The organism is Ruegeria sp. BG11 (assembly GCF_056538565.1).
Genome location: NZ_JBQFTH010000002.1, coordinates 158,050 through 184,150 on the forward strand (window position 1 = coordinate 158,050; position 26,101 = coordinate 184,150).

General features: G+C 59.1%; 30 protein-coding genes. 14 read left to right on the forward strand and 16 right to left on the reverse strand.

Translation table 11 applies throughout. From position 1 onward, the window contains the following. Positions 1-31 precede the first annotated feature (31 nt). From nthA to ACR0JF_RS04955, 5 genes are all read left to right on the forward strand, one after another. Positions 32-646 (forward strand): nitrile hydratase subunit alpha, encoded by a 615-nt coding sequence (gene nthA / locus ACR0JF_RS04935; RefSeq protein WP_170660470.1) that lies wholly within the window; start codon positions 32-34, stop codon positions 644-646. After that, positions 643-1,320, forward strand: coding sequence for a nitrile hydratase subunit beta (gene nthB / locus ACR0JF_RS04940; protein ID WP_170470175.1), 678 nt, complete (start codon positions 643-645; stop codon positions 1,318-1,320). The genes nthA and nthB overlap by 4 nt, the downstream gene beginning before the upstream one ends. Then, on the forward strand, positions 1,317-1,646 hold the full coding sequence (locus ACR0JF_RS04945; protein ID WP_170660469.1) for a nitrile hydratase accessory protein: 330 nt from the start codon (positions 1,317-1,319) through the stop codon (positions 1,644-1,646). Before nthB ends, ACR0JF_RS04945 begins: the two co-directional genes overlap by 4 nt. A gap of 219 nt (positions 1,647-1,865) precedes the next feature. Beyond that, positions 1,866-3,161 (forward strand): adenylosuccinate synthase, encoded by a 1,296-nt coding sequence (locus tag ACR0JF_RS04950; protein WP_170660468.1) that lies wholly within the window; start codon positions 1,866-1,868, stop codon positions 3,159-3,161. Beyond that, positions 3,161-3,403: a DUF2842 domain-containing protein gene (locus ACR0JF_RS04955; RefSeq protein WP_170660467.1), complete on the forward strand. Its 243-nt coding sequence runs from the start codon at positions 3,161-3,163 to the stop codon at positions 3,401-3,403. The genes ACR0JF_RS04950 and ACR0JF_RS04955 overlap by 1 nt, the downstream gene beginning before the upstream one ends. A 151-nt stretch (positions 3,404-3,554) precedes the next feature. Here ACR0JF_RS04955 and ACR0JF_RS04960 read toward each other — a convergent pair whose 3' ends face one another. Together ACR0JF_RS04960 and ACR0JF_RS04965 are read right to left on the reverse strand one after the other, a co-directional pair. Further along, on the reverse strand, positions 3,555-4,115 hold the full coding sequence (locus tag ACR0JF_RS04960; protein ID WP_170660466.1) for a GNAT family N-acetyltransferase: 561 nt from the start codon (positions 4,113-4,115) through the stop codon (positions 3,555-3,557). 176 nt (positions 4,116-4,291) lie between these two features. Beyond that, entirely contained in the window at positions 4,292-5,905 is a 1,614-nt protein-coding gene (locus ACR0JF_RS04965) for a hypothetical protein (protein ID WP_170660465.1), read from the reverse strand. A gap of 123 nt (positions 5,906-6,028) precedes the next feature. Here ACR0JF_RS04965 and ACR0JF_RS04970 point away from each other — a divergent pair, with 123 nt between their 5' ends. Next, positions 6,029-6,736: a thiamine diphosphokinase gene (locus ACR0JF_RS04970; RefSeq protein WP_170660464.1), complete on the forward strand. Its 708-nt coding sequence runs from the start codon at positions 6,029-6,031 to the stop codon at positions 6,734-6,736. On the opposite strand, the gene ACR0JF_RS04975 is transcribed toward ACR0JF_RS04970, so the two are convergent. From ACR0JF_RS04975 to ACR0JF_RS04990, 4 genes are read right to left on the reverse strand one after another with little or no spacing between them, the layout of a single operon-like run. Then, positions 6,681-7,595 carry a DMT family transporter gene (locus tag ACR0JF_RS04975; protein WP_170660463.1) on the reverse strand — a complete coding sequence of 305 codons (915 nt, stop codon included), beginning with the start codon at positions 7,593-7,595 and terminating at the stop codon, positions 6,681-6,683. The two genes, ACR0JF_RS04970 and ACR0JF_RS04975, sit on opposite strands and share 56 nt — an antisense overlap. Positions 7,596-7,640: 45 nt before the next feature. Beyond that, complete coding sequence (locus ACR0JF_RS04980) at positions 7,641-8,057, reverse strand: GFA family protein (protein WP_170660462.1); 417 nt, start codon at positions 8,055-8,057, stop codon at positions 7,641-7,643. Between the two features lie 21 nt (positions 8,058-8,078). Next, positions 8,079-9,452, reverse strand: coding sequence for an L-serine ammonia-lyase (locus tag ACR0JF_RS04985; RefSeq protein ID WP_170660461.1), 1,374 nt, complete (start codon positions 9,450-9,452; stop codon positions 8,079-8,081). Position 9,453: 1 nt separating this feature from the next. Continuing rightward, the gene (locus ACR0JF_RS04990) at positions 9,454-10,155 is read right to left on the reverse strand and encodes a glutathione S-transferase family protein (protein WP_170660555.1); all 702 of its coding nucleotides are present in this window, start codon (positions 10,153-10,155) and stop codon (positions 9,454-9,456) included. 169 nt (positions 10,156-10,324) lie between these two features. On the opposite strand from ACR0JF_RS04990, the gene rpiA reads away from it, so the two are divergent. The 6 genes from rpiA to ACR0JF_RS05020 all read left to right on the forward strand — a co-directional run bounded on the left by rpiA (position 10,325) and on the right by ACR0JF_RS05020 (position 16,508). Next, positions 10,325-11,113 (forward strand): ribose-5-phosphate isomerase RpiA, encoded by a 789-nt coding sequence (gene rpiA, locus ACR0JF_RS04995; protein ID WP_170660460.1) that lies wholly within the window; start codon positions 10,325-10,327, stop codon positions 11,111-11,113. Between the two features lie 124 nt (positions 11,114-11,237). Beyond that, positions 11,238-12,596 carry a glutathione-disulfide reductase gene (gene gor, locus ACR0JF_RS05000; protein WP_170660554.1) on the forward strand — a complete coding sequence of 453 codons (1,359 nt, stop codon included), beginning with the start codon at positions 11,238-11,240 and terminating at the stop codon, positions 12,594-12,596. 72 nt (positions 12,597-12,668) lie between these two features. Beyond that, positions 12,669-13,814: an FtsH protease activity modulator HflK gene (gene hflK / locus ACR0JF_RS05005; RefSeq protein WP_170470140.1), complete on the forward strand. Its 1,146-nt coding sequence runs from the start codon at positions 12,669-12,671 to the stop codon at positions 13,812-13,814. Next, complete coding sequence (hflC, locus tag ACR0JF_RS05010) at positions 13,814-14,692, forward strand: protease modulator HflC (RefSeq protein ID WP_170376326.1); 879 nt, start codon at positions 13,814-13,816, stop codon at positions 14,690-14,692. The genes hflK and hflC overlap by 1 nt, the downstream gene beginning before the upstream one ends. Beyond that, complete coding sequence (locus tag ACR0JF_RS05015; RefSeq protein WP_170660459.1) at positions 14,692-14,886, forward strand: DUF2065 domain-containing protein; 195 nt, start codon at positions 14,692-14,694, stop codon at positions 14,884-14,886. The genes hflC and ACR0JF_RS05015 overlap by 1 nt, the downstream gene beginning before the upstream one ends. Before the next feature lie 185 nt (positions 14,887-15,071). Beyond that, positions 15,072-16,508, forward strand: coding sequence for a Do family serine endopeptidase (locus ACR0JF_RS05020; protein ID WP_170642501.1), 1,437 nt, complete (start codon positions 15,072-15,074; stop codon positions 16,506-16,508). A 225-nt stretch (positions 16,509-16,733) separates the two neighbouring features. On the opposite strand, the gene ACR0JF_RS05025 is transcribed toward ACR0JF_RS05020, so the two are convergent. From ACR0JF_RS05025 to ACR0JF_RS05045, 5 genes are all read right to left on the reverse strand, one after another. After that, positions 16,734-17,402: a Crp/Fnr family transcriptional regulator gene (locus ACR0JF_RS05025; protein WP_170376330.1), complete on the reverse strand. Its 669-nt coding sequence runs from the start codon at positions 17,400-17,402 to the stop codon at positions 16,734-16,736. A 121-nt stretch (positions 17,403-17,523) separates the two neighbouring features. Continuing rightward, entirely contained in the window at positions 17,524-18,129 is a 606-nt protein-coding gene (locus ACR0JF_RS05030) for an inner membrane-spanning protein YciB (protein ID WP_170376332.1), read from the reverse strand. Between the two features lie 16 nt (positions 18,130-18,145). After that, positions 18,146-19,048, reverse strand: coding sequence for a DMT family transporter (locus ACR0JF_RS05035; RefSeq protein ID WP_170660458.1), 903 nt, complete (start codon positions 19,046-19,048; stop codon positions 18,146-18,148). 86 nt (positions 19,049-19,134) lie between these two features. Further along, complete coding sequence (ftsY, locus tag ACR0JF_RS05040; protein WP_170747504.1) at positions 19,135-20,217, reverse strand: signal recognition particle-docking protein FtsY; 1,083 nt, start codon at positions 20,215-20,217, stop codon at positions 19,135-19,137. Positions 20,218-20,276: 59 nt separating this feature from the next. Further along, positions 20,277-20,915: a lysoplasmalogenase gene (locus tag ACR0JF_RS05045; RefSeq protein ID WP_170660456.1), complete on the reverse strand. Its 639-nt coding sequence runs from the start codon at positions 20,913-20,915 to the stop codon at positions 20,277-20,279. A gap of 129 nt (positions 20,916-21,044) precedes the next feature. Here ACR0JF_RS05045 and ACR0JF_RS05050 point away from each other — a divergent pair, with 129 nt between their 5' ends. Continuing rightward, entirely contained in the window at positions 21,045-21,440 is a 396-nt protein-coding gene (locus ACR0JF_RS05050) for a hypothetical protein (RefSeq protein WP_170660455.1), read from the forward strand. Between the two features lie 2 nt (positions 21,441-21,442). Here the strand turns inward: ACR0JF_RS05050 and ACR0JF_RS05055 are convergent, their stop codons facing one another. Genes ACR0JF_RS05055 through xseA form a run of 3 tightly spaced genes read right to left on the reverse strand, consistent with a single transcriptional unit; the run spans position 21,443 to position 23,571 of the window. Continuing rightward, positions 21,443-21,697 carry a glutathione binding-like protein gene (locus tag ACR0JF_RS05055; protein WP_480668926.1) on the reverse strand — a complete coding sequence of 85 codons (255 nt, stop codon included), beginning with the start codon at positions 21,695-21,697 and terminating at the stop codon, positions 21,443-21,445. A gap of 38 nt (positions 21,698-21,735) precedes the next feature. Further along, positions 21,736-22,083, reverse strand: a complete 348-nt coding sequence (locus ACR0JF_RS05060) for a glutathione S-transferase N-terminal domain-containing protein (protein WP_480668928.1) — start codon at positions 22,081-22,083, stop codon at positions 21,736-21,738. Positions 22,084-22,086: 3 nt separating this feature from the next. Next, positions 22,087-23,571 carry an exodeoxyribonuclease VII large subunit gene (gene xseA / locus ACR0JF_RS05065; protein WP_170660454.1) on the reverse strand — a complete coding sequence of 495 codons (1,485 nt, stop codon included), beginning with the start codon at positions 23,569-23,571 and terminating at the stop codon, positions 22,087-22,089. 76 nt (positions 23,572-23,647) lie between these two features. On the opposite strand from xseA, the gene purD reads away from it, so the two are divergent. Beyond that, a complete protein-coding gene (purD, locus tag ACR0JF_RS05070; protein WP_170660453.1) occupies positions 23,648-24,910 on the forward strand; it encodes a phosphoribosylamine--glycine ligase in 1,263 nt (420 codons plus the stop codon). A gap of 80 nt (positions 24,911-24,990) precedes the next feature. Here the strand turns inward: purD and ACR0JF_RS05075 are convergent, their stop codons facing one another. Next, complete coding sequence (locus ACR0JF_RS05075; protein WP_170660452.1) at positions 24,991-25,758, reverse strand: FG-GAP repeat domain-containing protein; 768 nt, start codon at positions 25,756-25,758, stop codon at positions 24,991-24,993. Continuing rightward, positions 25,758-26,081: a 2Fe-2S iron-sulfur cluster-binding protein gene (locus tag ACR0JF_RS05080; protein ID WP_170376365.1), complete on the reverse strand. Its 324-nt coding sequence runs from the start codon at positions 26,079-26,081 to the stop codon at positions 25,758-25,760. Before ACR0JF_RS05080 ends, ACR0JF_RS05075 begins: the two co-directional genes overlap by 1 nt. Positions 26,082-26,101 lie beyond the last annotated feature (20 nt).

Sequence of the window (26,101 nt, forward strand, 5' to 3'; positions counted from 1 at the left end):
AGATCGGTCAAGCTTGGCGCACCCTGCGGCTATGCCTCATGATCATTCTGACCACCCGCACGCCTTGTTGCCCCCCGAACCCGCGCTGCGCGTCAAAGCGCTTGAAACGATTCTGACCCAGAAGGGGTTGATCGACCCGGCGGCGCTGGATGAAATCATCGACACGTACCAGAACAAGATCGGCCCGCAGAACGGCGCGCGCGTTGTCGCCAAAGCCTGGTGCGATCCTGCGTTCAAGGCCGCATTGCTTGAAGATGCAACGCCAGTCGTGGCCGAGCTTGGGTACTATGGTCGTCAGGGCGAGCATATGGTTGTGGTCGAAAACACGCCGGAGCAGCACAACATGGTCGTTTGTACACTGTGCAGTTGCTACCCTTGGCCGCTACTTGGTATTCCGCCCGGCTGGTATAAATCGGACGCTTACCGCGCCCGCGCCGTGCGCGAGCCGCGCAAGGTTCTGGCTGAGTTTGGTATCACGCTGGCCGAGAATACGTCTGTACGCGTCTGGGATTCCACGGCCGAGATTCGGTACCTTGTGCTGCCCATGCGCCCCCAAGGGATAGAAGGGCTGGGTGAAGCGGAACTCGCGGCTTTGGTCACACGCGACAGCATGATCGGTACTGGCCTGCCCAAGGAGGCATCATGACGCGCGTTCACGATATGGGAGGGCGGTTTGGCGACGGCCCGATCAACCCGGAAGCTGAAGACGCCCCGATCTTTGCCGAGGACTGGCACGCGCGAGCCTTGGCGGTGACGCTGGCCTCCGGCTTTTTGGGACAATGGAACATTGACACGTCGCGCCACGCGCGTGAGCAGCTGTCGCCGAAGGACTACACCCGGTTTTCCTACTATGAGAAATGGATCTCTGGGCTGGCCGATCTGTTGGTCGCCAAAGGGGTGCTGACCCTTGAAGACTTGCGCGGAGAAACCTCGGTCGGGGATCATCCACTGGCGGACCGCATGCTGAAAGCCCAAGCCGTCGCAGCCGCGTTGTCCAAAGGCGGCCCTGCGGACCGCAACTCGAACATTGCGGTGCAGTTCGAGGTCGGGCAGATGGTGCAAACAGTGCGACCCGCCGCAAACCGTTTGGTGGATGGTGGGCATACACGTTTGCCGACCTACGCCGCTGGGGCCCAAGGCCGGATCGTTCGCCTGCACGGAACGCATGTTCTACCCGATTCCAATGCCCACGGTTTGGGGGAGGCCCCAGAACCTCTCTATGCCGTTTCGTTCCTGGCGTCCGAGCTATGGGCCGATCCGGAACACCCCAAGGACGAAGTGGTGCTGGACCTGTGGCAATCTTATCTGGAGCCTGCATGAGCAACTGCATCACAGCCACCGCCCCAGAGCCTGTGTTCTTAGAACCCTGGCATGCACAGGTCTTTGCGGTCACCGTCGCACTGAACGAGGCTGGGCGTTTTGACTGGCCCGACTGGGCCGCCCGGTTTTCGAACACGTTGAAACGGAACGGTCTGAACAAAGAGCTGGATGGCGGGGATGACTACTTCCACGCATGGCTAGAAACCCTTGAGGCCTTGTTGGCTGAACAAGGGGATGCACGCTCGGATGAGGTCACCTTGCTGCAGAGCGCTTGGGAAAAGGCTTATCTGACCACGCCTCATGGTAAACCGGTCCGATTGCCGTAAAGCGAGGTGGGGGCGCAGCCCCCGTGGCCTGTGGCGACTCCCCCGGGATATTTTCGGCCAGATGAAGCAGGGGATCCGTACTTCATCTGGCTAAAAATATCCCCGCCGGAAGCATTGCGCGCAGCGCGATTTGCAGATGCGGCGAAATATCGGTTTCCCTACCGTCTGAGCCTCGTTATATCAGCCGAGTTTGATATCTTTTCGCGAAAAGGACCGGATATGGCCAACGTGGTTGTTGTCGGCGCCCAATGGGGTGACGAAGGAAAAGGCAAGATCGTCGACTGGCTCAGCGAGCGGGCGGACGTGATCGCGCGTTTTCAGGGCGGGCACAATGCTGGCCACACTCTGGTTATTGATGGCGAGGTTTACAAACTGCACGCGTTGCCCTCGGGCGTTGTACGTGGCGGTAAGCTGAGCGTGATCGGCAATGGCGTGGTTCTGGACCCGTGGCATCTGGTCAAAGAAATCGCGACTGTGCGCGCTCAGGGCGTTGAGATCACGCCTGAGACGCTGATGATTGCCGAGAACACCCCTCTGATTCTGCCGATCCATGGTGAGCTGGACCGCGCGCGCGAGGAAGCCGCGAGCAAGGGGACCAAGATTGGTACCACGGGGCGCGGGATTGGGCCAGCTTATGAAGACAAGGTCGGTCGCCGTTCGGTGCGTGTTGCCGATCTCGCCGATGAGGCGACGCTGGAAGCCCGTGTTGATCGTGCGTTGCAGCACCACGATCCTTTGCGCAAAGGTCTGGGGATTGAACCTGTTGACCGCGATGCTCTCTTGGCGCAGCTGAAAGAAATTGCAGCAGAAATTCTGCCTTTTGCGGCTCCGGTCTGGAAGGTTCTTAACGAAAAGCGCAAGGCGGGCAAACGTATCCTGTTCGAAGGCGCGCAAGGTGCGCTGCTGGATATCGACTTTGGCACCTATCCTTTCGTGACCTCCTCGAACGTGATTGCCGGTCAAGCGGCGACGGGCGTGGGGATCGGGCCGGGCTCGATCGACTTCGTGCTTGGGATCGTCAAGGCCTACACAACCCGCGTGGGTGAGGGGCCGTTCCCGACCGAGCTTGAGGATGCTGACGGTCAGCGACTAGGCGAGCGTGGGCATGAGTTCGGCACGACCACCGGTCGTCAGCGCCGCTGCGGCTGGTTCGATGCCTGTCTGGTGCGCCAGACCTGCGCGACGAGCGGGGTGAACGGGATCTCTCTCACCAAACTGGATGTGCTGGACGGTTTCGAAACACTCAAAATCTGCACCGGCTACGAATTGGATGGCGACCGTCTGGACTATCTGCCGACAGCTGCCGATCAGCAGGCGCGCTGCACGCCCATCTACGAAGAGATGCCCGGTTGGAGCGAATCCACCGAAGGCGCGCGCAGCTGGGCGGATCTGCCCGCAAACGCGATCAAATACGTGCGCCGGGTCGAAGAGTTGATCGAATGCCCAGTGGCGCTGCTGTCTACCAGCCCGGAGCGGGACGACACCATTCTGGTGACCGACCCGTTTGCAGACTGATGTCGGACGACAAGACACCCGGCCTCAGCTACAAGGCGCGCAGGCGTTGGTCTCTGTTCATTCTGGTGATCGGCCTGCCTGTCTATGTTGTCGCCGTAGTCACGGTAGTGAACTGGCTGGATCGTCCTCCGATCTGGCTTGAGCTGTTGGTTTACGTGGCGCTGGGCATTCTGTGGGCTTTGCCCTTCAAGTTCGTGTTCAAGGGTGTTGGGAAAGAAGACCCGGACCAAAAGCCAGACTGATCAGTATCTCTGCTTGGGTCACAGTCTTGCGTCATTTCCCTGCGCACCACCGAGATAGTGAGATGAGGGCAAGTCCGAAGTTTCAGCTTTCGACGGTTCGATTCTAAGAGCGCATTTGGTCGTCAAAGGCGCTGCGCGTCTATGTCTGACCCTAGCCGGTTCGCCGATCGTTTCCCGGCCAACTTAGGATCGCTCGGGCCATGGCATGATACTCGCCCGAGATTTCTTCGGCGACACTGAAGGGGGTGGGCCAGGGCGCTATCAGGGTCGCCTCGATCTGTCCTGTCGTCAGTTTCAGCTCGGCCTCGTGTTTTGCAGCCAGACGGCGCATTTTTTGATTGGTGGCAAGGCACAACATGTGGACTTCGCGAAATCCACGATTGCGGGCTGCAGTGACTATCCGCGACAGCAGTGCATCGCCGATCCCTAGGTCCTGCCAGACGGTTTCAACGGTGAAGGCCAGTTCAGCCACATGGTTGTGGCTGTCGGGAACAGCCCGCAATTCTCCGACACCACGCAGGCAGGAATCGGGGAACGCGCCAAATACCAGCGCAGAATTTTTGAATATGCCTGCAAGGTACGCCTCAACAAAGGCCGGGCTGACCGGAACGCCAAATCGAGACGTCAGCGCTTCTGCATCGAGACTCTTGAAATGGCTTTCTATTTTGGGCTTGTCGAATGCTCTGAGGCGTCGAATTGGTAGTTCATACATGGCGGAGCCTTGATTTGAACACGAACTGAAAGATCTGTTACCTTTACTCAGAAGATATCATTTTTCTGCAATGCAGCATAGCGGCATCATGTCCGCATCGGGATTCCATAGCGAAAGTGCAAGAAAAATGGGTCGAAGAAATCTCCGACCCACTCTTGATAGTGATAAAAAGAGTATCAGCCTACGGCGCGTTCGCCTTCTGGGCGAAAACCGATGTCACTGGAAGCCGCAAAGCGCCCTCCGCCGGCTTTTTCGATTTTGCCGTCGCGCAGAAGCTGTCCGAAGGACTTCAGGCTTTCTTCGCGATTGAACTCATCCTGTTTCAGCGAGCGAACCTTGTTCATCAATTGCGGGCGCGAGAATTGTTCCTGCCCTTCGATGAAGGATAAGTACGCCGCAGCCGCTTCGAGAAGGTCGGACAGTGACTGCGCGCCCTGATCCTGTGCAAATTGTGCAAAGCCGCTTTCTTCTGACGCGTCCTCGGACTGATCCGAGGTGACACGGCGGGGGGTCACCGGGCCTGTATCCGCGTTGGGCGCGTCAATACGCTGCTCGGCGACCAGCTTCAGAGGGGCCGCCATGTCTGCATCAGGGCGTTTGCTGGTAACCTGAACATCATCCGGACGGCGGGGGCTGACGACCGAGGCCAAATCGCCACGATACTCTTCATCAGTCGCGGCCTGCTTGGCCACATCTTCCGCCGAGGTTGCAGCAACGGCCGTACGCAGATGGGAATAGGCCTCACGCGTGCCGCTAGTGGCCGGGTCGTCCATCTGCTCATCTGCTTTTGCCATCAGGCGCGAGACATCCTGATCCAGATCCGAGGACGCCACGGTCGCTTGAGCATCCATTTCCTCTTCGATCTCGTCAATCTCGAGGAACAGGCTTTCTTCATCCTCAGCGGTCAGAACACCTTTCTGGTCGTCTTCTGCTTTGTCTGCCGGGCTAAGGATATTCTCAACCGCATCGCTGTCATCGGTTTCCGTCTCAACGTCTTCGTCGAAGATCACCTCTTGGGCCTCTTCTTCCTCTGCGTCTTTAAACTCGATCTGCATTGGGGTCTCATCTTGCAAATCAAGCGGCGCCGATTCCATGGCTGGCGCATCCGGCAGTTCCGGCGCGTGTGCCTCTTCAACGGCTTCGACGGCAGGTTCCTCGGTAGGGGCCGGGGCCTGAGGGGTCAGATCGTCGGGGCTCAGCGAACCTGCTGCAAAGGCGGCTGAGACAGCGTCCATCGGCGCCGGGGTGTCGGCCGTTAGGGGGGCGACATCTTCCTCGGCATAGTTGTCCGTGTCCACATCCGAATGGGAAACAACCGCGCGGATGCGTTGCAGCTTGGCAGCCAGGCTATCGGGCGCCGGGTCCGCGTCGGCATCGACCGGCGCAGCCTTGGAAAAGAACGACGCGGCAGTGTCTGTTTCAGGTGTCGCAGAGGGGGTCGGCTGGACAACATTCAGATCGGGGGATTGGGGCATGGCGTTATCCTGTGGCAGGGTCGCTTCAGGGGCGGGGGGCGTTTTAGTACGGGGGGGTGTTTCCGTCGCGCGCAGAAGCAGGCCGGTATCGCTCGGGCGCGCTTCGACTTGTTGCGCGTTGTCGCGCTGTGCAATCCGTGTCAGCATTTCGGCGTCAGGTTGCGGGGGTTCAGAACCAAAGTATCTGTCTTCTGCCGCAAGATCGCGGAAGTATTCGGCTATGGCTTTCATAGTCTCGAAAGAGTCGTCGAACCCTTCCAAAGTGCACGAGAAAGTCCCATAGGAAACGGTCAATACCTTGTTGTTCTGTACCATCAGACATGCGTCCTTTACAAACTAACTGAGCCGATCCGCCCGGACAGGGGCAACCCGATCGACTCGGAACTAACTGCATGAACCTATCATTTTGTGGTCTCAATGTGTCCAAATCCGGGAAAAATGATCAATCTTAGAAAAAATGGGGCAATTGTACGTTCAAATGGCCCAATCGGGTTGTTTGGAGGGGGGCAGATCGGCCCTGAAGACCTGAATTTGGTGCTGAATCGCGTCAGTTTTGCGGTCGCGGCCGACGGTGGAGCCTCGGTTCTGGTCGATTCGGGGCGCATTCCGGATGCCGTGATTGGTGATTTCGATTCGTTGTCCCCTGAAATCAGAGCTCGTATTCCCCAGGATCGCCTTTTTCCGATTGCGGAACAGGACAGCACGGATTTCGACAAGGCGCTGCGGAACGTGCAGGCCCCTTTGGTGTTGGGGGCCGGTTTCCTTGGCGGGCGGCTGGACCATCAATTGGCGGTCTTGAACACTCTTGTCCGATATCCGGACAAGGCCTGCGTTCTGATCGGCGCGCATGAGGTCTTATTCCACGCACCGCCCAACATCGCGCTGGATCTGACGCCGGGTGAGGTCGTCTCTCTCTTTCCGCTGAAACACGTCACCGGGCGCAGCCGCGGGTTGGAGTGGCCGATCGAGGGGCTTCAATTCGATCCGAGCGGGCAGGTGGGCACCTCGAACCGTGTCATTTCAAAGGTTGAGCTTCAGATGGACGGCCCGGGCATGCTGGTGATGGTGCCGCGTAGCGCTCTGGATCAGGTCATGCAGGCGTTTCAGTCGGGGCAGAGCGCGCCGTGGCCCTCTCGCGCAGAATAACATAGAGGCCTGCTGCGATAGTGATCAGGATTCCAAGCGCAGCCAGACCGTTCGGCAGGTCGTGAAAGATCAGCCAGCCGATCAGGGTGGCGACGGGGATTTCCAGATACTGCATCGGCGCAAGTGTAGCCGAAGGTGCATAGCGCAGCGACCAAGTCATCAGCAGATGGGCGACAGTCCCCAGCACTCCGATAGACAGAAGCAGCCAGTGTTCGTTGCCCGAAGGGAGGGTGAACGACAGTTCCCAGATGCCGGACTCCGTTCCCAAGATCAGAAGCGGCAGCAGCAGGATCGTGGCAAACACGCCCGAGACGGCCTGTAACGACATCGGGTCGGTCTCTTTGGCGATCTGGCGCGTGACCAGCATGAACAAGGCAAAGACAACTGCGACGATCAGGGGCAAAAGCGCGGGCAGTCCGACTTCGGCAAAGCTGGGCTGAATGACCAGAAGCGTTCCGGCGAACCCGACGATACAGGCCGCAAGGCGGCGGTGCCCGACCTCTTCGTTTAGTATGTATTTCCCGAGCAGCAGCATGATGAAGGGCATCACGAAGGCGATGGCGACCGCGTCCGCCAAGGGCAAGAATTGCAACGCCGAGAACATCGCGGTGATGCCCGCGATGTGCAAAAGTGTGCGGATCACGGTCAGTCGCAGAATACGGCCCCGCATGCGCCATGGCCTGCCGGTAAACGCGACCAAGGGCACAAGGATCGCCGCCTGAATGGCAAAACGTACGAAAACCAACAGCGCCAGCGGGGTTGTTTCGCCCAACAGCTTTGCCAGCGCATCCCCCATCGGGGCAAGCACGCAGAAACCAAGCATCAGTACGATGCCGAATACGGGACGATCCTGAGTCATGGCCGCGACGCTAGCGGTTTCCCGAGGCCGAGAAAAGCTCTGTTCTCAAGCCTCCGGAAGGGGTTGAACCTTGGTGTAGTCCGGACCGATGCAATTGGGCAGATCATCATCTAGTTTCAACCAACTCAGCTTCTCTTCATGTGACACATGAAGAGTTGGCTGCAAGGCTTCGGGGCTCTCTAGAGTCGCGACATAAAGGTGAAGAATGTCCGACATCTTGGTTGACCGAAATGAGATTGGTGTTCCACAATGTGGGCAGAAGCTCCGCTCAACTCCTGGCGAAGAGTTGAAGCGCTTCGGTTCTTCTCCAGTCCAGCGCCATTGGCCGTCGCGCACACCGAAATAAGTCGTCATAGGGGCGGCACACTGGCGGCGGCAACTGTCGCAATGACAGGAGACACAGGACAAGACCGGAGGATTAATTTCATACGCAACCTTGCCACACAAACAATGTCCACGCATCACGCCACCTCCTTTCTGACCTCAGCAGTTCGGGACGTTTACGGCCAAACCACCTAATGAGGTTTCCTTGTACTTCTCATGCATATCATGCCCGGTCTGACGCATGGTTTCGATCACTGCGTCCAGAGGTACAAAATGCTGCCCATCCCCGCGCAATGCAAGCGACGCGGCCGAAACCGCCTTGATCGCGCCAAGACCATTGCGCTCGATGCACGGCACCTGAACCAGCCCTGCAACCGGATCGCAGGTCATGCCCAGATGATGCTCCAGCGCGATTTCGGCGGCGTTCTCGACCTGCTCGGGCGTGCCGCCCATGACGGCGCAAAGACCAGCCGCCGCCATCGCCGAGGCACTGCCTACCTCGGCCTGACATCCAGCCTCAGCCCCTGAGATCGAGGCGTTGAATTTCACCAGCCCCCCAATGGCGGCTGCGGTCAGAAGGAAATCCTCGATATGGCTTTCCGACGCACCGGGCACGTGGTCGAGGTAGTAGCGCAGCACTGCAGGCAGAACGCCTGCCGCGCCGTTGGTCGGCGCGGTGACCACCTGACCTCCGGCCGCGTTTTCCTCGTTCACGGCCATGGCATAGACGCTCATCCAATCGTTGATGGTGTGCGGCGCGGTCAGGTTCATACCGCGCTCGGCCATAAGTGCATCATAGATACCCTTGGCGCGGCGTCGCACGCTGAGGCCGCCGGGCAGGATACCATCGGTCGTCAGACCACGCTCGATACAGTCGTTCATCACCTGCCACAGCCGGGCAGAGCCTTTGGCAAAGCTGTCCGCGCAGCCGCGCGCGATTTCGTTGGCGCGCTTCATTTCGGCAATGGACTTGCCACTGGACTTAGCCATCTCCAACATCTCGACAGCCGATTTGAAGGGGAAGGGCACTGGAGTGCCTTCGTCTGTGGCCTTGCCAGCGGCCAGTTCCTCTTCGGTCAGAACAAAGCCGCCGCCAATCGAGTAGAAGACCTGCCGCAGTATCACATCGCCCTGCGCGTCGGTTGCCATCAGGATCATGCCGTTCGCATGGCCGGGCAGATTGTGGTCGTAGTCAAAGACCAGATCGGTCTTGGGGTTGAAGGTCAGCGTCGGTAGCCCCTCAGGCGTTACCGTGTGCGTTTCCGCAATCGCGGCCAGCGCAGCCTCGGCCTTGTCATTGTCATATGTGTCCGGCACGAATCCGGCGAGGCCAAGGATGGTGGCGCGGTCGGTGGCATGACCCACTCCGGTAAAGGCCAGCGAGCCGTGTAGTGAGCCGCGCAGCCCGGCAAATTCAAACGGCGATGCACGCATCATGTCCAGAAAACGCGCGGCGGCCACCATGGGGCCCATGGTGTGGGATGAGGACGGGCCGATGCCCACTTTGAACATATCGAAGACAGAGAGGAACATGTCAGATAGCTGAGCCTTCAGGAGGGTTGGCATAGATGGGTGATGTGAACGGCGTGGCCCCAAGACCTTCGGCGGCTATGGCCGTTCGCGTTGCGGGGCGCATCTCTAGCTGTGTCAGGATGCGCTGAAGATAGGGCGTATCGGCCAGTTGGTACCAGCTGCGGTCAGCATTGGATGGGTAGAGCGCCATCCACCGCATCATGCAGGCGATATAGTATGTGAGAACTGACGGTCGATCAGCGCTGAGCCAATCCGGTGCCTGCGCGGCCACTGCGTCCAGATTTTTCAGATGGGTGCGCAGCCTTGGACGTATTCCGGCCCGCAGGGTCTCGGCCTGTTCCGTGGCTATGTATTTCTCGGCATAGAAAAGGATACGCAGATCGGCATGGAGCGTGTTGGACGCGAAAAACAGCCATTTCAGAAAGGCGGCCCGGTCAGGGCTGGTCGACGCGGGTGCAAGTTGCCCATGGCTATCGGCCAACCACAGCAGAATTGCTGCCGTCTCGAATATTGGCCCCTGAGGGGTTTCGAGAACCGGGATCAGCCCGTTCGGGTTCAACGCTCGGTAGGCTGCGCTGTCTTGCGCGTTCTGACGACGATCAACCAGCACCGTCTCATAGGGCTGGCTCATTTCGTCCAGCACCAGCCGGATCACCAGCGAGGCGTTATCAGGGGCATAGTGCAGGCGATAGGGCGTCATCATACGGACTAGATATACAGCAACGGAAACCTGAAAAGCCTTGTTTGCGACGTTTCCGATAGGAAACGCGCAATTGAGCGACATCTTTCGCATCCGGGCGACGTGAATTGGGTCTCGAAGTTGGGGGGAGCATTGCATATAAGTCTTGCAGAGCATTTGGGGAAGACTGCCAATGACCGCGGATTTGTCGCCAATCGACACAGCCAAATACGTTGCGGCCTACCGCGCGGCCGACATGGTCGAAGACGGAATGCGGGTGGGGCTGGGCACCGGCTCGACCGCTGCCTGGCTTGTTCGCCGTTTGGGCGAGCGTGTCCAGCAAGAAGGCCTGCGTATCAAGGGCGTACCCACCTCAACCCGGACCGCGCAATTGGCGCGTGAAGTCGGGATCGAAGTCGTGTCGCTGGATCAGGCCGGATGGCTGGACCTGACGATTGACGGTGCGGATGAGTTCGACGGTGATCTTAACCTGATCAAAGGCGGAGGCGGTGCGCATCTGCAGGAAAAAATCGTGGCAACGGCCAGCGATCAGATGGTAGTGATCGCTGATGCTGGGAAAGAGGTCGAAACGCTCGGCGCATTCCCGCTGCCGGTCGAGGTGATCCCATTTGGCTGGCAGACCACTCGAACGCTGATCGAAGAAGTTCTGGACACGATGGATGTGCTTGGCACCAATTCAGCCCTTCGCATGAATGGTGAGGCCCCATTTGTAACCGATGAGGGCAACCATATCCTCGACCTGCATCTGCAGCGGATCGGCAATGCCCGGCAAATGGCGCTGGTTCTGAATCAGGTGCCCGGTGTGGTCGAGAACGGGCTGTTCATAGACATCTGCGATAAGGTTGTTGTGGGCTACGGCGATGGCCGGGTCGAGCTACGCGATATCAATGCCGGAACCGTTGAACTGGACCAGTTCCTTGGGGGCACCAAGGACAACCTGTTTTCGGATTTTTCCGACTGAGTGGAAAGCGACATCCCGAAGACGTGTTGGAATATACTGGAAATTTACGCCTTTGGGGGTTGGCAGGGCGGTTTTCGCGCCCAGATATCCAAAGAATTTTGCAAGCTGAATGAAGGAACCCAGCATGAGCTTTGACTATGACCTCTTCGTAATCGGCGGAGGCTCGGGTGGGGTCCGCGCGGCGCGCGTAGCAGCGGGTGAAAACGGCGCCAAGGTGGCGCTGGCGGAAGAGGATCGGTACGGCGGCACTTGCGTTATCCGTGGCTGCGTTCCAAAGAAACTTATGGTCTTCGCCAGCGAATATTCGGGGATGGTCGGTGACGCGCAGGCCTATGGGTGGGACATTCAGCCCGGTGCGTTCAACTGGAACACCTTCCACGACAAGCTGGTGACGGAACTGGATCGGCTGGAAGGTATCTACCGCAACATCCTGAAAAACAACGGTGTCGAAAGCTTTGATCAGCGCGCAAAAGTGGTCGATCCGCATACGGTTGAACTGGCCGACGGCACACGCAAAACTGCCAAGCATATCCTGATTGCGACGGGTGGCCGTCCGGTTGTGCCGGATTTCCCCGGCTCGGATCTGGCGATCACCTCGAATGAAATCTTCCACCTTGAGAAGCTGCCCGAAAGCATCCTGATCGTCGGTGGCGGCTATATCGCCAGCGAATTTGCCGGGATCATGAACGGGTTGGGCGTCAAGACCACTCAGTTCTACCGCGGTGCGCAGATCCTGCGTGGCTTTGACGAAGAAGCGCGTGGCCTGATCTGCGAAGAGATGCGCCAAAACGGTATCGACGTGCGTCTGGGCACCAATGTGCTTGAGATGACGAAAGAGGGCGACAAGATCCGGGTCAAAGCCACCGACGGGACCGAGGATCATTTCGACGTGGTCATGTATGCCACCGGGCGCACTCCGAATGCGGACAATCTGGGGCTTGAGGACGTGGGCGTCGAACGGGGTCGCAAGGGTGAAATCGTTGTGGATGAATACAGTCAGACCGGGGTGCCCTCGATCTATGCGATTGGCGATGTGACCGATCGTGTGAACCTGACCCCGGTTGCGATCCGCGAAGGCATGGCCTTTGTTGAGACCGTCTTCAAAGGCAACCCGACCCCAGTGGATCATGAGCTGATCCCGACCGCGATTTTCACCCAGCCCGAATTCGGCACGGTGGGCCTCAGCGAGGAAGAGGCGGCCGCGCAGGAACCGATCGAGGTCTATGCGACTTCGTTCAAGCCGATGCAGAAATCCTTTGCCGGTGGTACTCAGAGGGTTCTGATGAAGCTGATCGTCTCTCAGGCGACGCGCAAGGTGTTGGGTTGCCACATCGTGGCGCCTGGCGCGGGTGAGATGATCCAGCTGGCGGGCATTGCCGTCAAAATGGGCGCGACCAAGGAAGATTTCGACCGCACGGTTGCAGTTCACCCGGTCATGGCCGAAGAACTGGTGACAATGCGGCAACCTGTACGCACGGCTTGATTTGCAACTGCGCGCAACCAAGTTACAAGGAACACCGTGATCACACGGTCAAACACAAGGGAATAGACACATATGGCGGGCAACAGCGGTGGCCCCTGGGGGGGCGGAGGCTCCTCTGGTGGTGGAGGAAATCGGGGTAATAACGGTGACGGGCGCAAGCCTCCCGAAGGGGAGAGCCCGCAGATCCCCGAGATCGATGAGCTGATGAAAAAAGGGCAAGAGCAGCTGCGTGTCCTCATGGGCGGTCGCGGCGGCGGTGGCCGTGGCAGCAACGGTTCAGGCGGTGGCGGCGGTGGTCCGATCTTTACCAAAGGCACTGTGGCGATTGGCGCATTGGTTGCGATCGGCCTCTGGGCTGCAGCCAGCTTTTACACCGTCAAGCCGGAAGAGCAGTCGGTTGAACTGTTCCTTGGCGAGTTCTCGGCTGTTGGAAATCCCGGTCTGAACTTTGCGCCTTGGCCGTTCGTAACCGCTGAAGTCATTCCTGTTACGCGGGAACAGAACGAAGACATGGGCGGCGCGCGTGGCAGCGACGATGGTCTGATGCTGACCGGTGACGAAAACGTGGTCGATATCGACTATCAGGTCGTTTGGAATATCAACGACCCCGCCAAGTTCCTCTTCAACCTGCGTGACCCGCGCCAAACGATCCAAGCGGTGTCGGAATCTGCGATGCGTGAGATTATCGCGCAAAGCGAACTTGCTCCGATCCTGAACAGAGACCGCGGCATCATCGCAGAACGTCTGCAAGAGCTGATTCAGGCGACAATGGACAGCTACGATTCGGGCGTGAACATCGTCCGTGTGAACTTCGACAAGGCTGACCCGCCTCAGGACGTGATTGCCGCGTTCCGTGACGTTCAGGCTGCTGCGCAGGAACGGGATCGTTTGCAGAACGTTGCTGATGCCTATGCCAACCGTGTTCTCGCGGAAGCGCGCGGTGAAGCCGCTCAGGTTCTGGAAGAGGCTGAAGCCTATCGCGCCCAGCAGATTAACAGTGCACAGGGTGAGGCCAGCCGCTTCAGCGCGGTTCTGGAGGAATACTCCAAAGCACCAGATGTGACCCGCAAGCGTTTGTATCTGGAGCGTATGGAGCAGGTTCTGGGTGACGTGGACAAGATCATCCTGGACGAAAACACCGGCGGCTCGGGGCAGGGCGTTGTGCCGTACCTGCCGTTGAACGAACTGCGTCGTACCCCTGCAGCGGAGAGCAACTGATGCGTAAAACGACATTTATCCTACCCGTCGTCTTCCTCGCGATTGTTGGTGTTCTGTCCTCGATCTTCATCGTGGATGAGCGTGAGCGCGCTCTGGTTCTGCAGTTTGGTCGCGTTGTCGCAGTCAAGGAAGAGCCCGGATTGGCGTTTAAAATCCCTCTGATTCAAGAGGTTGTTCGCTATGATGACCGCATCCTGTCGATCGACGTGCAACCGCTTGAGGTGACACCCCTTGATGACCGTCGTCTGGTGGTTGATGCCTTCGCACGCTACCGGATTTCGGATCTGGAGCAGTTCCGTCAGGCCGTTGGTGTTGGCGGTATTCCGGTTGCCGAGGACCGTCTGGACCGTATCCTTCGTGCGGAAACTCGGGAAGTTCTGGGTTCGGTCTCCTCGCGGGATATCCTCAGCTCTGACCGTGCGGCCCTGATGCTGCGCATCCGTAACAGCGCAATTGCTGAGGCAAGGGCGCTGGGCGTCAACGTCATCGACGTGCGCCTGAAAGCCACCGACCTGCCGCAGGCGAACCTTGAAGCGACCTTTGATCGGATGAAAGCCGAGCGGGAACGGGAAGCAACCGACGAACGCGCCCGTGGTAACGAAGCCGCCCAGCGTGTCCGCGCGCAGGCAGACAGGACCGTTGTTGAACTGGTTTCGGACGCCAATCGTGAGGCCGAAATCATCCGCGGTGAGGCAGATGCCGAACGTAACGCGATCTTCGCCGACGCCTTTGGCAAAGACCCAGAGTTCTTTGAGTTTTACCGCTCGCTCTCCGCTTATGAGCGTGCACTGCAGGGCGGGAACAGCTCAATGGTCCTCAGCCCGGATTCGGAGTTCTTCAACTACCTGAAATCGCCCACCGGGCAGGCGACCCAGTAATGGGAATGGTCCTTCTGGCCTTTGGGCTGGTGTTGATTGTCGAGGGGCTGGCCTATGCGCTGGCCCCTTCGCTTATTGAACGTATGCTAGAGGCGCTGCGCACGCTGCCAGAACAGGCGCGGCGTTTGTCAGGGCTACTCTGTGTTGTCAGCGGTCTTGTGCTGCTTTGGGGCGCCTATCAGCTGGGGTTTTGACCCATTGACCTCACTTGCCGGTGATTTCCCCGCGATCCTCAGTTGCGAGCGTGATCAAACCGACTACATTGGGTGGAAAGATAGTCTGCCTTCGGGCGGTCTGTAAGAAATTTACGACAAGGAGTTCCCAAGTGCAGGCACAAGCGCGCAGTATTTCCGTCCGGCGAGACGATGGTGTTGGTTTCATGCGACTGATGTGGCTGGCCTTCGGAGCGATGGTTCTGATCGCAGCGCAAACAGTTGCGGCGTATGCGCGTGGGGAAAGCCTTGCGCCGCTGGCGGAACAGATCAGCCCGGCGGTGGTCAATATCACCACATCGACCCTGATCGAAGGCCAGACCGGGCCGCAGGGGATCGTGCCCGAAGGCTCTCCGTTCGAAGACTTCTTCCGCGAGTTTCAGGATCGCAACGGCGATAATGGCGACCGCCCGCGCCGCAGCAACGCGCTGGGGTCGGGTTTCGTGATCTCGGAAGACGGTTTTATCGTTACAAACAACCACGTCATCGCCGAGGCCGATGAGATCCTGATCGAGTTCTTCCCCGGCGATGGTCAGCCCGTGAAGGAACTGCCTGCAAAGGTGATCGGCACGGATGAGAAAACCGATATCGCGCTGCTCAAGGTCGAGGCTTCGGGGCCGCTGCAATACGTCCAGTTCGGCGACAGCGACACGGCGCGTGTTGGTGACTGGGTGATTGCCATGGGCAACCCGCTTGGGCAGGGATTCTCGGTTTCCGCGGGGATCGTCTCGGCCCGCAATCGTGCGCTCAGCGGCTCCTATGACGACTACATCCAGACCGATGCGGCGATCAACCGGGGCAACTCGGGTGGTCCTCTGTTCAACATGGATGGTCAGGTCATCGGCGTGAATACCGCGATTCTGTCGCCCAACGGCGGCTCGATCGGTATCGGGTTTTCGATGGCCTCCAATGTCGTAACCAAGGTCGTCGACCAGCTGCGTGAGTTCGGCGAAACCCGCCGGGGTTGGTTGGGCGTGCGCATTCAGGATGTGACCGAAGACATGGCCGAGGCGATGGGTTTGGACAAACCCGGTGGCGCGCTGATCAGCGATGTACCGGAGGGTCCTGCGAAAGAGGCCGGTCTGAAAGCTGGGGACGTGATCCTCAGCTTTGACGGGGTCGAGGTCGAAGACACGCGCGGTCTGGTGCGTCAGGTCGGTGAGACGACCGTGGGCAAATCAGTTCGTGTGGTGGTACATCGCGACGGTGGCACTCAGACTATTCTGGTCACACTAGGGCGCCGTGAGGATGCGGAGCGTGCCGAAACGAGTGAGGAAGATACTCCGGACGCGCCAACCGACGAAAACGCTGACATTCTGGGCCTGACCATTTCACCGCTTACAGATACGCTGCGTGAAGATCTGGGCTTGGACGCTGAGGCGGACGGTCTGGTTGTGACCGAGGTTGACGAAGCCTCGGAAGCCTTCGCCAAGGGTCTGCGCGCAGGTGATCTGATTACCGAAGCCGGGCAGCAAAAGGTCGAATCCATCAGCGACCTTGAGGCGCGTATTGAAGAAGCTACCGAAGCCGGGCGCAAATCCCTGCTGCTGTTGGTACGCCGCGGCGGCGACCCGCGCTTTGTCGCGTTGAGCCTTGAAAACTAAGCTCATCACATAACTACCGAAAAGGGCCGGGGGTTTCCCCGGCCTTTTTTCATGTCCTTTTAGGCCCGGCAGAAAGAAAATAAGCCATATGCCTTTTGGGCATATGGCTTAGGTACAGGGAGAGATCAGCGGACAGATATCGGGGATGATTACTGACCTCCTACGGTAACAGGTTTACCCTAGGGCACTGACTTCTGAGTCGTCTGTGAACAAGATCACAAAAGGTCAGATCAAGTCCGATTCAGCCAACGCGCGCAAAGCTTCGATGTCGTGGATCAGCAATCCGCCCCGCGATGCCTCAACCACATTGTCCCGTTTCCAGATCGAAATGGTTTTCGAGACGGCCTCACGCGTTGCTCCGACGAATTCAGCCAATTCACTTTGCGACAGGGTAATGCGTTCCGTGGGATCGTCTTGCAGAGACGACAGGTGCAGCAGTTTGCGCGCCAGTCGAATCGGCATCGGCAGGAACACCTGCTCGTTCAACTGCGAGCTCATCGACCGCATGCGCAATCCGGCCAGACGGACCATATCAACGGCAAGATCGGGATGTTGACGGATTTGCTCCATCACGTCCCGGCGACGCACCCGCAGAACCCGAGAAGGTTCAGCAGCCGCAACAGTCGCAGTGCGAGGGCCGCTGTCGAACAGAGCGATTTCACCGAAAACCTCGCCCGGACGCATGAGTGTCAGCGCCAGCTTTCGGCCGCTCATCGCCAGGAAGGACACTTCGAGCGTCCCTTCGACGATGGCATAAAGCGCATCGCCTTCGTCATCCTGATCGAACAGGGTTTCGTTTTTATCCAAAGAGATTTCCGTCGCCAGCGCCGAGAGCATCTCGCGCAGCCCTTCGGATGCATCGGACAGGAAGCCGCTATTTGGGAATACCGCCATTCGGGTACTAATCTCCGGAGTAGGATGGTGAGTGGTTACTCAATTATTCACAGCAAGGTCAACAAGCCAAGTGGTTTCCTTGGATGAGTGTCAAACTGATACCAACGGGGCTTTGGGTCGACTACTGGCGATCGGGGTCTTCCAGATAGCTTTGCAGGCGATGGAACTGGTACATCAGGAAGGCCATTAGCGCGATGGGAAAGGCGAAGGTTTCGATCTTGACCCACAGATCGGTGGACATGGTGCGCCAGACGATCTCATTGGCGATGGCCAGAACGGCAAAGCAAGCACAGAGGCGCCGCGTCAGGATCATCCAACCTTCGTGTTTCATCGGTAGCATCTCGTCCAGAACGTAGGCGAGGTAGGACTTGCCCTGAAGCAAACCGATCCCCAGAATGACCGAGAAGAACCCGTAGACCAGCGTGGTTTTCATTTTGAAGAACCGCTCATCATTGAACCAGGCGGTTAGGCCACCAAAGAAGATCACCATGAAAGCGGTGAAAATCTGCATCCGGCTGAGCTTGCCTGTCAGAAACCACAAGATGCCCATTGCCGCAAGCATCAGCGGAACAAAGAGGATGGTTGCGATGATAAAGCCCGAATATTCGATGCCGCCGATTAGAAAGCTGTCATCACGCAGTCGCAGGTAGATGAAGAAGAAGGCCAGAGGGGGCCCCAGCTCCAGCACCTGTTTCAGAAACGGGTTGATCTCTTTTTTGCCTGTCATCGTGGTGTCCTGCTGTTCATCCGCCCATTTCAACGATTACAGCGCCCAATGCAATCAGTGCCATCAGGGCGATGCGTCTTGGGCCAACGGTTTCTTTCAAAACCAGCCAGCCGATCAAGGCTGCAAATACAGTTGATGTTTCGCGCAGTACGGCCGCTTCTCCGACTTTGTCCAATCGGGTGGCCAGCATGATGGCTCCGAATGACAGCGGCGCGATCAAGCCGCCTGCGAGCCCGCGCAGCATCAGCGGACCTGGGGAAGAGCGGTTGATCATGGCACGCCATCTGAGGAACGCGTAGATCGGCATCGCGAAGCCGTCGATCATGAAGAACCAGGCCAGAAAGGTGAACGGATCGGCGGTGGCGCGTATGCCATAGGCGTCATAAGTCGTGTAAAGCGCCACGAAAAGGCCGGTGGCAATCGCCAGGGTGAGCGCGATACCCAGAGTCTCACGATTGGTTTCCAGAAACCGGAAGTTATAGGCAGCCAGCCCGAAGATACCGGCCAGAAGGACGGCCACACCGAACCATTGCGTGCCTGTGAAGGTTTCTCCGAACAGAAGGTAGGCTCCGATTACAGTGAAAAGTGGGCCGGTGCCGCGAACGATTGGGTAAACCACCGTGTAGGAGCCTTTGGTATAGGCCAAGGCCTGAAGGATCTTGTAGGTAATGTGGATCAGCCAGACGATGCCGAAAATGGGCCACATATAGGGTTCGGGCCATGGCACGACGAATAGGGCAAAGGGGATGGCCATCAGGCAATAGCAGGCGTCGATGGCCCCACGAGACAGCCACGGATCGTGGCGGCCCTTTTGCAGTGCTCCGAAGACCGCGTGCAGAAAAGCTGCCATCAACGCCAGGCCTAGGGCGAGGGTGTGGCCCGCTTCGGTGCCTTCGAGTGAGATCAGCCAGTCGCTCAATTGTCAGAACTTGTCCAGTGTGACGAGGCTGGGGGCCGTCTGCCCCCAGACCCCCGAGGATATTTTCAGCCAGATGAAGAGGCGGATCAGTTTTGGTCGAGGCCGGTCAGGGCCGCTGCGAATTCTTCGGGGTCGAACGGGGCGAGGTCGTCTATTTGCTCTCCTACGCCGATGGCGTGGATGGGCAGGCCGAACTTGTCGGCAAGCGCGACCAGCACGCCGCCTTTGGCTGTGCCGTCCAGTTTGGTCATCACAAGGCCCGACACGTCGGCGAGTTTGCGGAAGGTTTCCACCTGGCTGAGGGCGTTCTGGCCCGTGGTCGCATCCAGCACAAGCAGAGTGTTGTGTGGCGCGGTTTCGTCGACCTTGCGGATCACGCGGACGATCTTGGCCAGTTCTTCCATCAGGTCGGCGCGGTTTTGCAGGCGGCCTGCAGTGTCGATCATCAGAAGGTCGGCGCCGTCCTGTTGCGCTTTTGTCAGGGCGTCAAAGGCAAGACTGGCAGGGTCCGAGCCTTCGGGGGCGGTCAGAACCGGGACGCCAGCGCGGTCACCCCAGACCTGCAACTGCTCCACGGCGGCGGCGCGGAAGGTGTCTCCGGCGGCGATCACGACTTTCTTGCCAGCGGATTTGAACTGGCTGGCCAGTTTGCCGATGGTTGTGGTCTTGCCCGATCCGTTGACGCCAACCACCAGCACCACTTGCGGGCGTTTGGGGTAGATCGGCAGGGGGCGGGCCACCGGCTCCATCACGCGGGCCACTTCTTGCGCCAGCAGTTGCTTGATCTCGCGGGACGAGAGTTTGCGGCCAAAACGCCCCTCGGCCATGTTCGAGGTAACGCGCAGGGCGGTGTCGACGCCCATGTCCGAGGCGATCAACAGCTCTTCGAGCTGTTCCAGCATATCGTCATCCAGCGTCCGGCGGATTTCGGCCTTGGTTTCTGTGCGGCTGAACAGGCGACCCAGCAATCCGCTGGATGCGGGCTGAATTTCTTGCAAAGTCTCTGGTAGCGGCGCAGCTTCCTGCGGCTGCGGCTGCGGCTGCGGCTGCGCCACCGGCTCTGGTGCGGTGGTTTCTTCACCTCCGTCTTCGACAATGGCGTCCAGCCCTTCCTCAAGACGAGACGAGGATTTGAACAGCTTGTCCTTCAGCTTTGAAAAAAACGCCATTTTCGGTCTCCGCAGGTGTTCCCCTCCACCTAATGTGGATTTGCCGGAGTTGCAAAGGGTCAGGTGAAGGCGATCAGTAGTCCAGCCTGCGCGCCCCAATAAAGCGGCCAGACCAGATAGGGCGTCAGCTTCTGCGCCGGGTGGTCTTGAGGCAGCAGAAACTTCTCGGTTGCCAGCACGAGGTCTGAGGCGATGAATGCCAGTGCCGCAGGTAAGGCCCAACGCAGCATTCCGGTCTCGGGCAAAGATAGAACTGCGACGCCCATGCCAAGGATGATCGGGATGTAGATCAGAACCGGGAGTTTCAGCTCTCCGGCGCGTGGGGCCAGCAAAGTGGCGGCAACGATCCCCAGAATGAGGAGCAACCAGAAATATCCCGGCCGTTCCAGAATAAGGTCAATGTTGCTGCTGGGGTGAGCAAGGAAAAGCGCGATATAAGCGATATGCCCCGCAGCAAACGCGCCGATCCCTGCAATGAAAGTGGTGTCGGACTCTCGCGACAGCAGAGCATCCCCAAACGCGCAGAGGCCCAAGGCGACAACCAGCAAGGTCGCGCCACCGCTGAGGAGGGCGAAGAGGACCAGCACAGCAACCGACGCGGTTTTCAGAACGGTGCGGAGCGCGCTTGCCGGGCGCGGGGACAGCGGCAAATAGGCCAAGGCGCAAGCGGCGGCGAGCCAGAATAGCAGGTGTGTCACGTCGGTCCCCTCAGTCTTGTTCGGGACCAATGTTCTTTGCGGTGGCACGCGGCACAATAATGACGTGGGGGCAGGTGAATACCGGCGTGGTGATTGGCCATACCCGCCTGCATCTGACACTATGGCCCCATGTTGAGGCATCTTGTGATTCTATTGGCGCTGTCGGCGCAGACGGTGGGCGCGCAAACGGCGCTGTCCGGTGCCGAGTTCGATGCGTACACGCGGGGCAAAACCCTGTTTTATGGTTTTGAAGGGCAGGTTTATGGGGTTGAGCGATACTTGCCCAACCGCCGCGTGATCTGGTCGTTTTTGGACGGACAGTGCAAAGAAGGCGTCTGGTATCAGCGCGAGGATCAAATCTGTTTCGTCTACGAGGACCGGCTGGACCCGCAATGCTGGGTATTCACCAGATCGGGCGGTGGGCTGATCGCGCAGTTCGAGGGCGATCCGCAGGCTACCGAGCTTTATGAGGCCGAGGACTTGGGTGAAGAGATGGTCTGTCTGGGACCCGAGGTCGGGGTCTGATCTTAGCCAACGCGCAGGTCGGTATAGCTGACCATCACATGTTGCTGGAACGTGGGCCTGTCGGTCAGCCAGACGTAGTAGCGCTTCAGGTTTGGCAGTCGCGCGCGGGGGATGTCGATATCGTAGTACCGATACAAGATATGGCCCTGTTGGATGTCAGCAAGCGTCAGGTCGGATCCGGCGATGAAGCCTTTGCCGACTAGCCGGTCATTATAAATTTTCAGTTTGGTTTCAAGGGCTTTTACGGTGATCTTCATGATCTTTTCATCCCGTTCCAAAGCGGGCGTGCGACCACCTACCAGAACACCGGTACCGTGAAGGCCATTGCAAGGTTAATCTTGGCCCAATCGGCCCATTTGTCGACCTCGGCCTGCTTAACCGGGTCTTGGGGCCAAAAGAGCTCGGCGCCATAGAGGTTGGCGAGATAGCGCAAGATCGCTCCGGTCTCCCAAAGGGGCGGGTCGGTTCCGTATTGAAGCACAGGAATGGCACGGTTCGGGTTCAGGTCCCAGAAAACCTGCGTGTCCAAGCCGCCAAAATGATGGCCAACATCGTGGCGGTGGTATTCGAGACCCAACTCACCCACGCACCACATCAGGGCCTGAACATTGGATGACGTTTTGCGGCCCCAAATCGTCAGCATGATCTAGAATAGCGACCCCTGATTCGGTGTGCCCGGTTTGGCTTTCCTTGCCGAGGGTCTACCGCCTCCTCCCGTCGTCAGGCGGCCGTCCGAGAATTCGATCTCAAGCACAGCGTGTTTGGCAGCCTGAGCCTTGGTGGTCACGACGTCGCCCTCGGCGCGGACAACCGCATAGCCCCGTGCCAGCGTTGCCTTGTAGCTGAGCGTTTCGCGTAGGCGGTCGGTTGCTGTCAGTTGTTGGCGCAGGCGCTCTAGTCGGACGGTTTGGGCGGCGTCCAGTCTCTCAGCCAGTCGGGCGGTCGATTGGCGCTGTTGTTCAATCTCGCGCTGGATCGGGCGGAGGGAGAGGCGCGAAGACAGGTTGCGCAGGTGTTCCTGACGGGAGGAGACGACGCTTCGCAAAGTCGAGGGACGCAGATGCGCCGACATCTCGACCAGTTGCAGGCGACGGTTTTGTACCCCGCGATTCAATGCGGGTGTCAAGCGTTCTGCAATTAGATCAAGGCGCTGTCGTGGAGAGTTCAACAAGCTGTCTGGACGTGGAAGCGCACGCGACACGTCACGCAGGCGTTGCGCGCGGCGTTGAACCGCATCGCTTGCAGCGCGCGACAGGCGCGCGCCCTGTTCGTTGGTCCAGGCCATCAATTCCATACGTACGGGGACAGCCAATTCCGCAGCGGCCGTTGGCGTCGGCGCGCGGCGGTCGGAGACAAAGTCGATCAGCGTGGTGTCCGTCTCGTGCCCCACGGCCGAGATCAGCGGGATCTCTGATGCCGCAGCCGCGCGGGCCACGCTTTCTTCGTTAAATCCCCACAGGTCTTCGATCGAGCCGCCACCGCGTGCAACGATGATCAGATCGGGGCGCGGCAGTGCGCCACCGGGCGTCAGCGCGTTGAAGCCGTCGATGGCGCGGGTCACCTCGGGCGCACAATTTGCACCCTGCACGGCGACAGGCCAGATCAGAACCTTGCTGGGAAACCGGTCGCGCAGGCGATGCAGAATATCGCGGATCACCGCCCCGGATGGAGAGGTCACGACACCGATGATCTGGGGTAGGTAGGGCAGTGGTTTCTTACGCTCGGGCGCAAACAGCCCTTCGGCTTCAAGCTGCTTTTTGCGCTTTTCCAGCAGCGCCATCAGCGCGCCTTGGCCAGCGACTGCGACCTCATCGACATTCATGTTGTATTTGGATTGCGCGCCGAATGCTGTGAGGCGACCGGTGACGACGACCTCCAACCCTTCTTCGGGAACAACCGACAGGCCGGAAACCTGACCTTTCCAGGTGGTACAGGCCAGAACGTTCCGGTCGTCCTTGATGTCGTAATACAAATGACCCGAGCGCGCCTTGAACACGCGACCGACCTCGCCGCGTACACGGATTCGACCGAACGAGCCCTCTAGTGTGCGCTTCACTTCGCCAGAAATCTCGGAAACTGAGTATTCGGGGGTGTTTTGGCCGGGAATTGGGTCGTCAAGCAGGTCGGACATTTCAGCGCCTTGTGTCAAATGCCTTGCCAGCTTAGAACGCCGCGCAGGCGAGGCCAAGCAGATCGGAGACGACCCAATGAACATTCTTATTCTCGGCAGCGGTGGGCGTGAGCACAGCCTCGCTTGGGCGGTTATGCAGAACCCCAAATGCGACCGTCTGATTGTTGCGCCGGGCAATGCCGGGATCGCCCAGATCGCCGAATGCGCATCGCTGGATATCGAGAATGGCGGTGCAGTGGTTAATTTCTCTGAGGCGAACGCGATAGACTTCGTGATCGTTGGCCCCGAGGCCCCTTTGGCCGCTGGCGTGGCCGACCGGTTGCGTGAAGCCGGTGTGCGGGTGTTTGGCCCCTCTGCCGAAGCGGCTCGGTTGGAAGCCTCGAAAAGTTTCACCAAAGAGGTTTGCGATGCCTCGGGCGCGCCTACCGCCGCCTATGCTCGGTTCACCGAAGCCGCGCCCGCCAAGGCCTACATCCAAGAGCAGGGCGTTCCGATCGTGGTCAAGGCTGATGGTCTGGCGGCAGGCAAGGGCGTGATTGTGGCGATGGACGAGCAGACCGCCTTGGACGCAATTGACGACATGTTTGGCGGGGCGTTCGGTGGGGCTGGTGCCGAGGTTGTCATCGAAGAGTTTATGGATGGCGAAGAGGCCTCGTTATTCGTGCTGTGCGATGGAGAGAATATCCTGTCCATCGGCACCGCGCAGGATCACAAGCGCGTGGGCGAAGGAGATACAGGTCTGAACACCGGCGGGATGGGGGCCTATTCCCCGGCTCCGGTTCTGAGCGCCGAGGTTGAGGCGCGCGCGATGGATGAAATCATCCTCCCGACCATGGCCGAGATGAAGCGCAGGGGCTCGCCGTTTCAAGGGGTTCTATACGCCGGTCTGATGATCAAGGACGGGCAGCCGCGTTTGGTGGAATACAACGTCCGGTTTGGCGATCCCGAATGTCAGGTTTTGATGATGCGGCTTGGCGCGCAAGCGATGGACCTGATGCATGCCGCAGCCGAAGGACGCTTGGACGAGACGCGCGTGAACTGGGCCGATGATCATGCGATGACCGTTGTTATGGCAGCCAACGGGTATCCGGGTGCTTATGAGAAAGGCTCGGTTATCAAAGGTTTGGACAACCTTCCTGAAGACAGCAGCAACATGGTTTTTCACGCCGGGACAAAGGCTGTTGAGGGGCAGATACAAGCGGTTGGCGGACGTGTTCTGAACGTCACCGCCCGAGGTGCTACGTTGCAAGAAGCGCGGGATCGGGCCTATGCCATGGTTGACGGGGTGGCTTGGCCCGAGGGCTTTTATCGCCGCGATATTGGGTGGCGAGCGCTTTGACTTTGATGTGGGTCAGGGGGCTTTGCCCCCTCGGCCTGCGGCCTCTCCCCCAGGATATTTTTAGCCAGATGAAGAGCGGATCAACACTGTAAGGCTTGGTTCACGCTTTGGCGGCCTGTGAAGGGGCCGAGGTCCGACTTGGTCCACCCCTTGTCGTAGGTGACGCTGATGATGCGCGACCAGTTGGCGCTGGCTATTATCAGTTCTGGCGTCTTGCCGCAGTCACGCAGGCCACCAGAGATATAGTCTTCGCCGATACGGTGATTGGTTAGGCCCGGCAGTGAGGCGATCTCGGCCAAGGCGCCCTCTTTGTAGCGCCATATGCGAAGGGTTTTGGCGAGGTGAGGGCGGTCGATATAAGCGATCTCGGTATAGCCATCGCCATCAAGGTCGCCGGCTCCGATCGGGGCAAGCCAGCGGAAGCGGGTTCCGATATGCGGGGTGGCAGCGATCTTTTTGCCGCTTGCGTCGTAGATTGCAAGTTGTGCGCCAAGTTGAGCGTGGGACTCGACCACGACTACTTCGGGCTTTCCGTCCGAGTCCATGTCCACCAGTCGCGGAGAAAGGTCTTCGAAAACCCGATCTTGGGGCAGGCGTATCGTCCGCAACGTTTGCACGTTGTCTGAACCGCGCGTTTCGACCCGGAGTTCCAATGCGCCGTATTCCACGGCGTCACCCAATACGCCATGGGCATAGCGCGTCGTGGGCTCAGCAAATCGGGCTTCGATGATTTCTCCTGATGCTGCGGCAGAGCTTGCGCCCGCCAGCCAAAGGCACAACATCAGTGTCGCGCCGCGTGCCCGACGGTGCCAGGGGCAGGCGGGGGGACGCGGCTCTTTGGAGGGCATCAGATCTGTTTTTCTGGCATTTGCACGACCAGACCGTCCAGTGCGTCCGTGACCTTGATCTGGCAGGTCAGGCGCGAGCGGGCGGGATCGGGCTCATAGGCAAAGTCCAGCATGTCCTCTTCCATGTCATCCTTGGCGGGGATTTTCTCGACCCAGTCGGGGTGGATATAGACGTGGCAGGTCGAGCAGGCGCAGGCGCCGCCGCAATCGGCCTCGATGCCGGGAATGTTGTTGTCTCGGGCCCCTTCCATAACGGTCAGCCCATTGGCGACGTCGACTGTATGTTCAGTACCGCTATGCTCGACATAGGTGATCTTTGCCATGGCTTGCGTCTTCCTTTTGC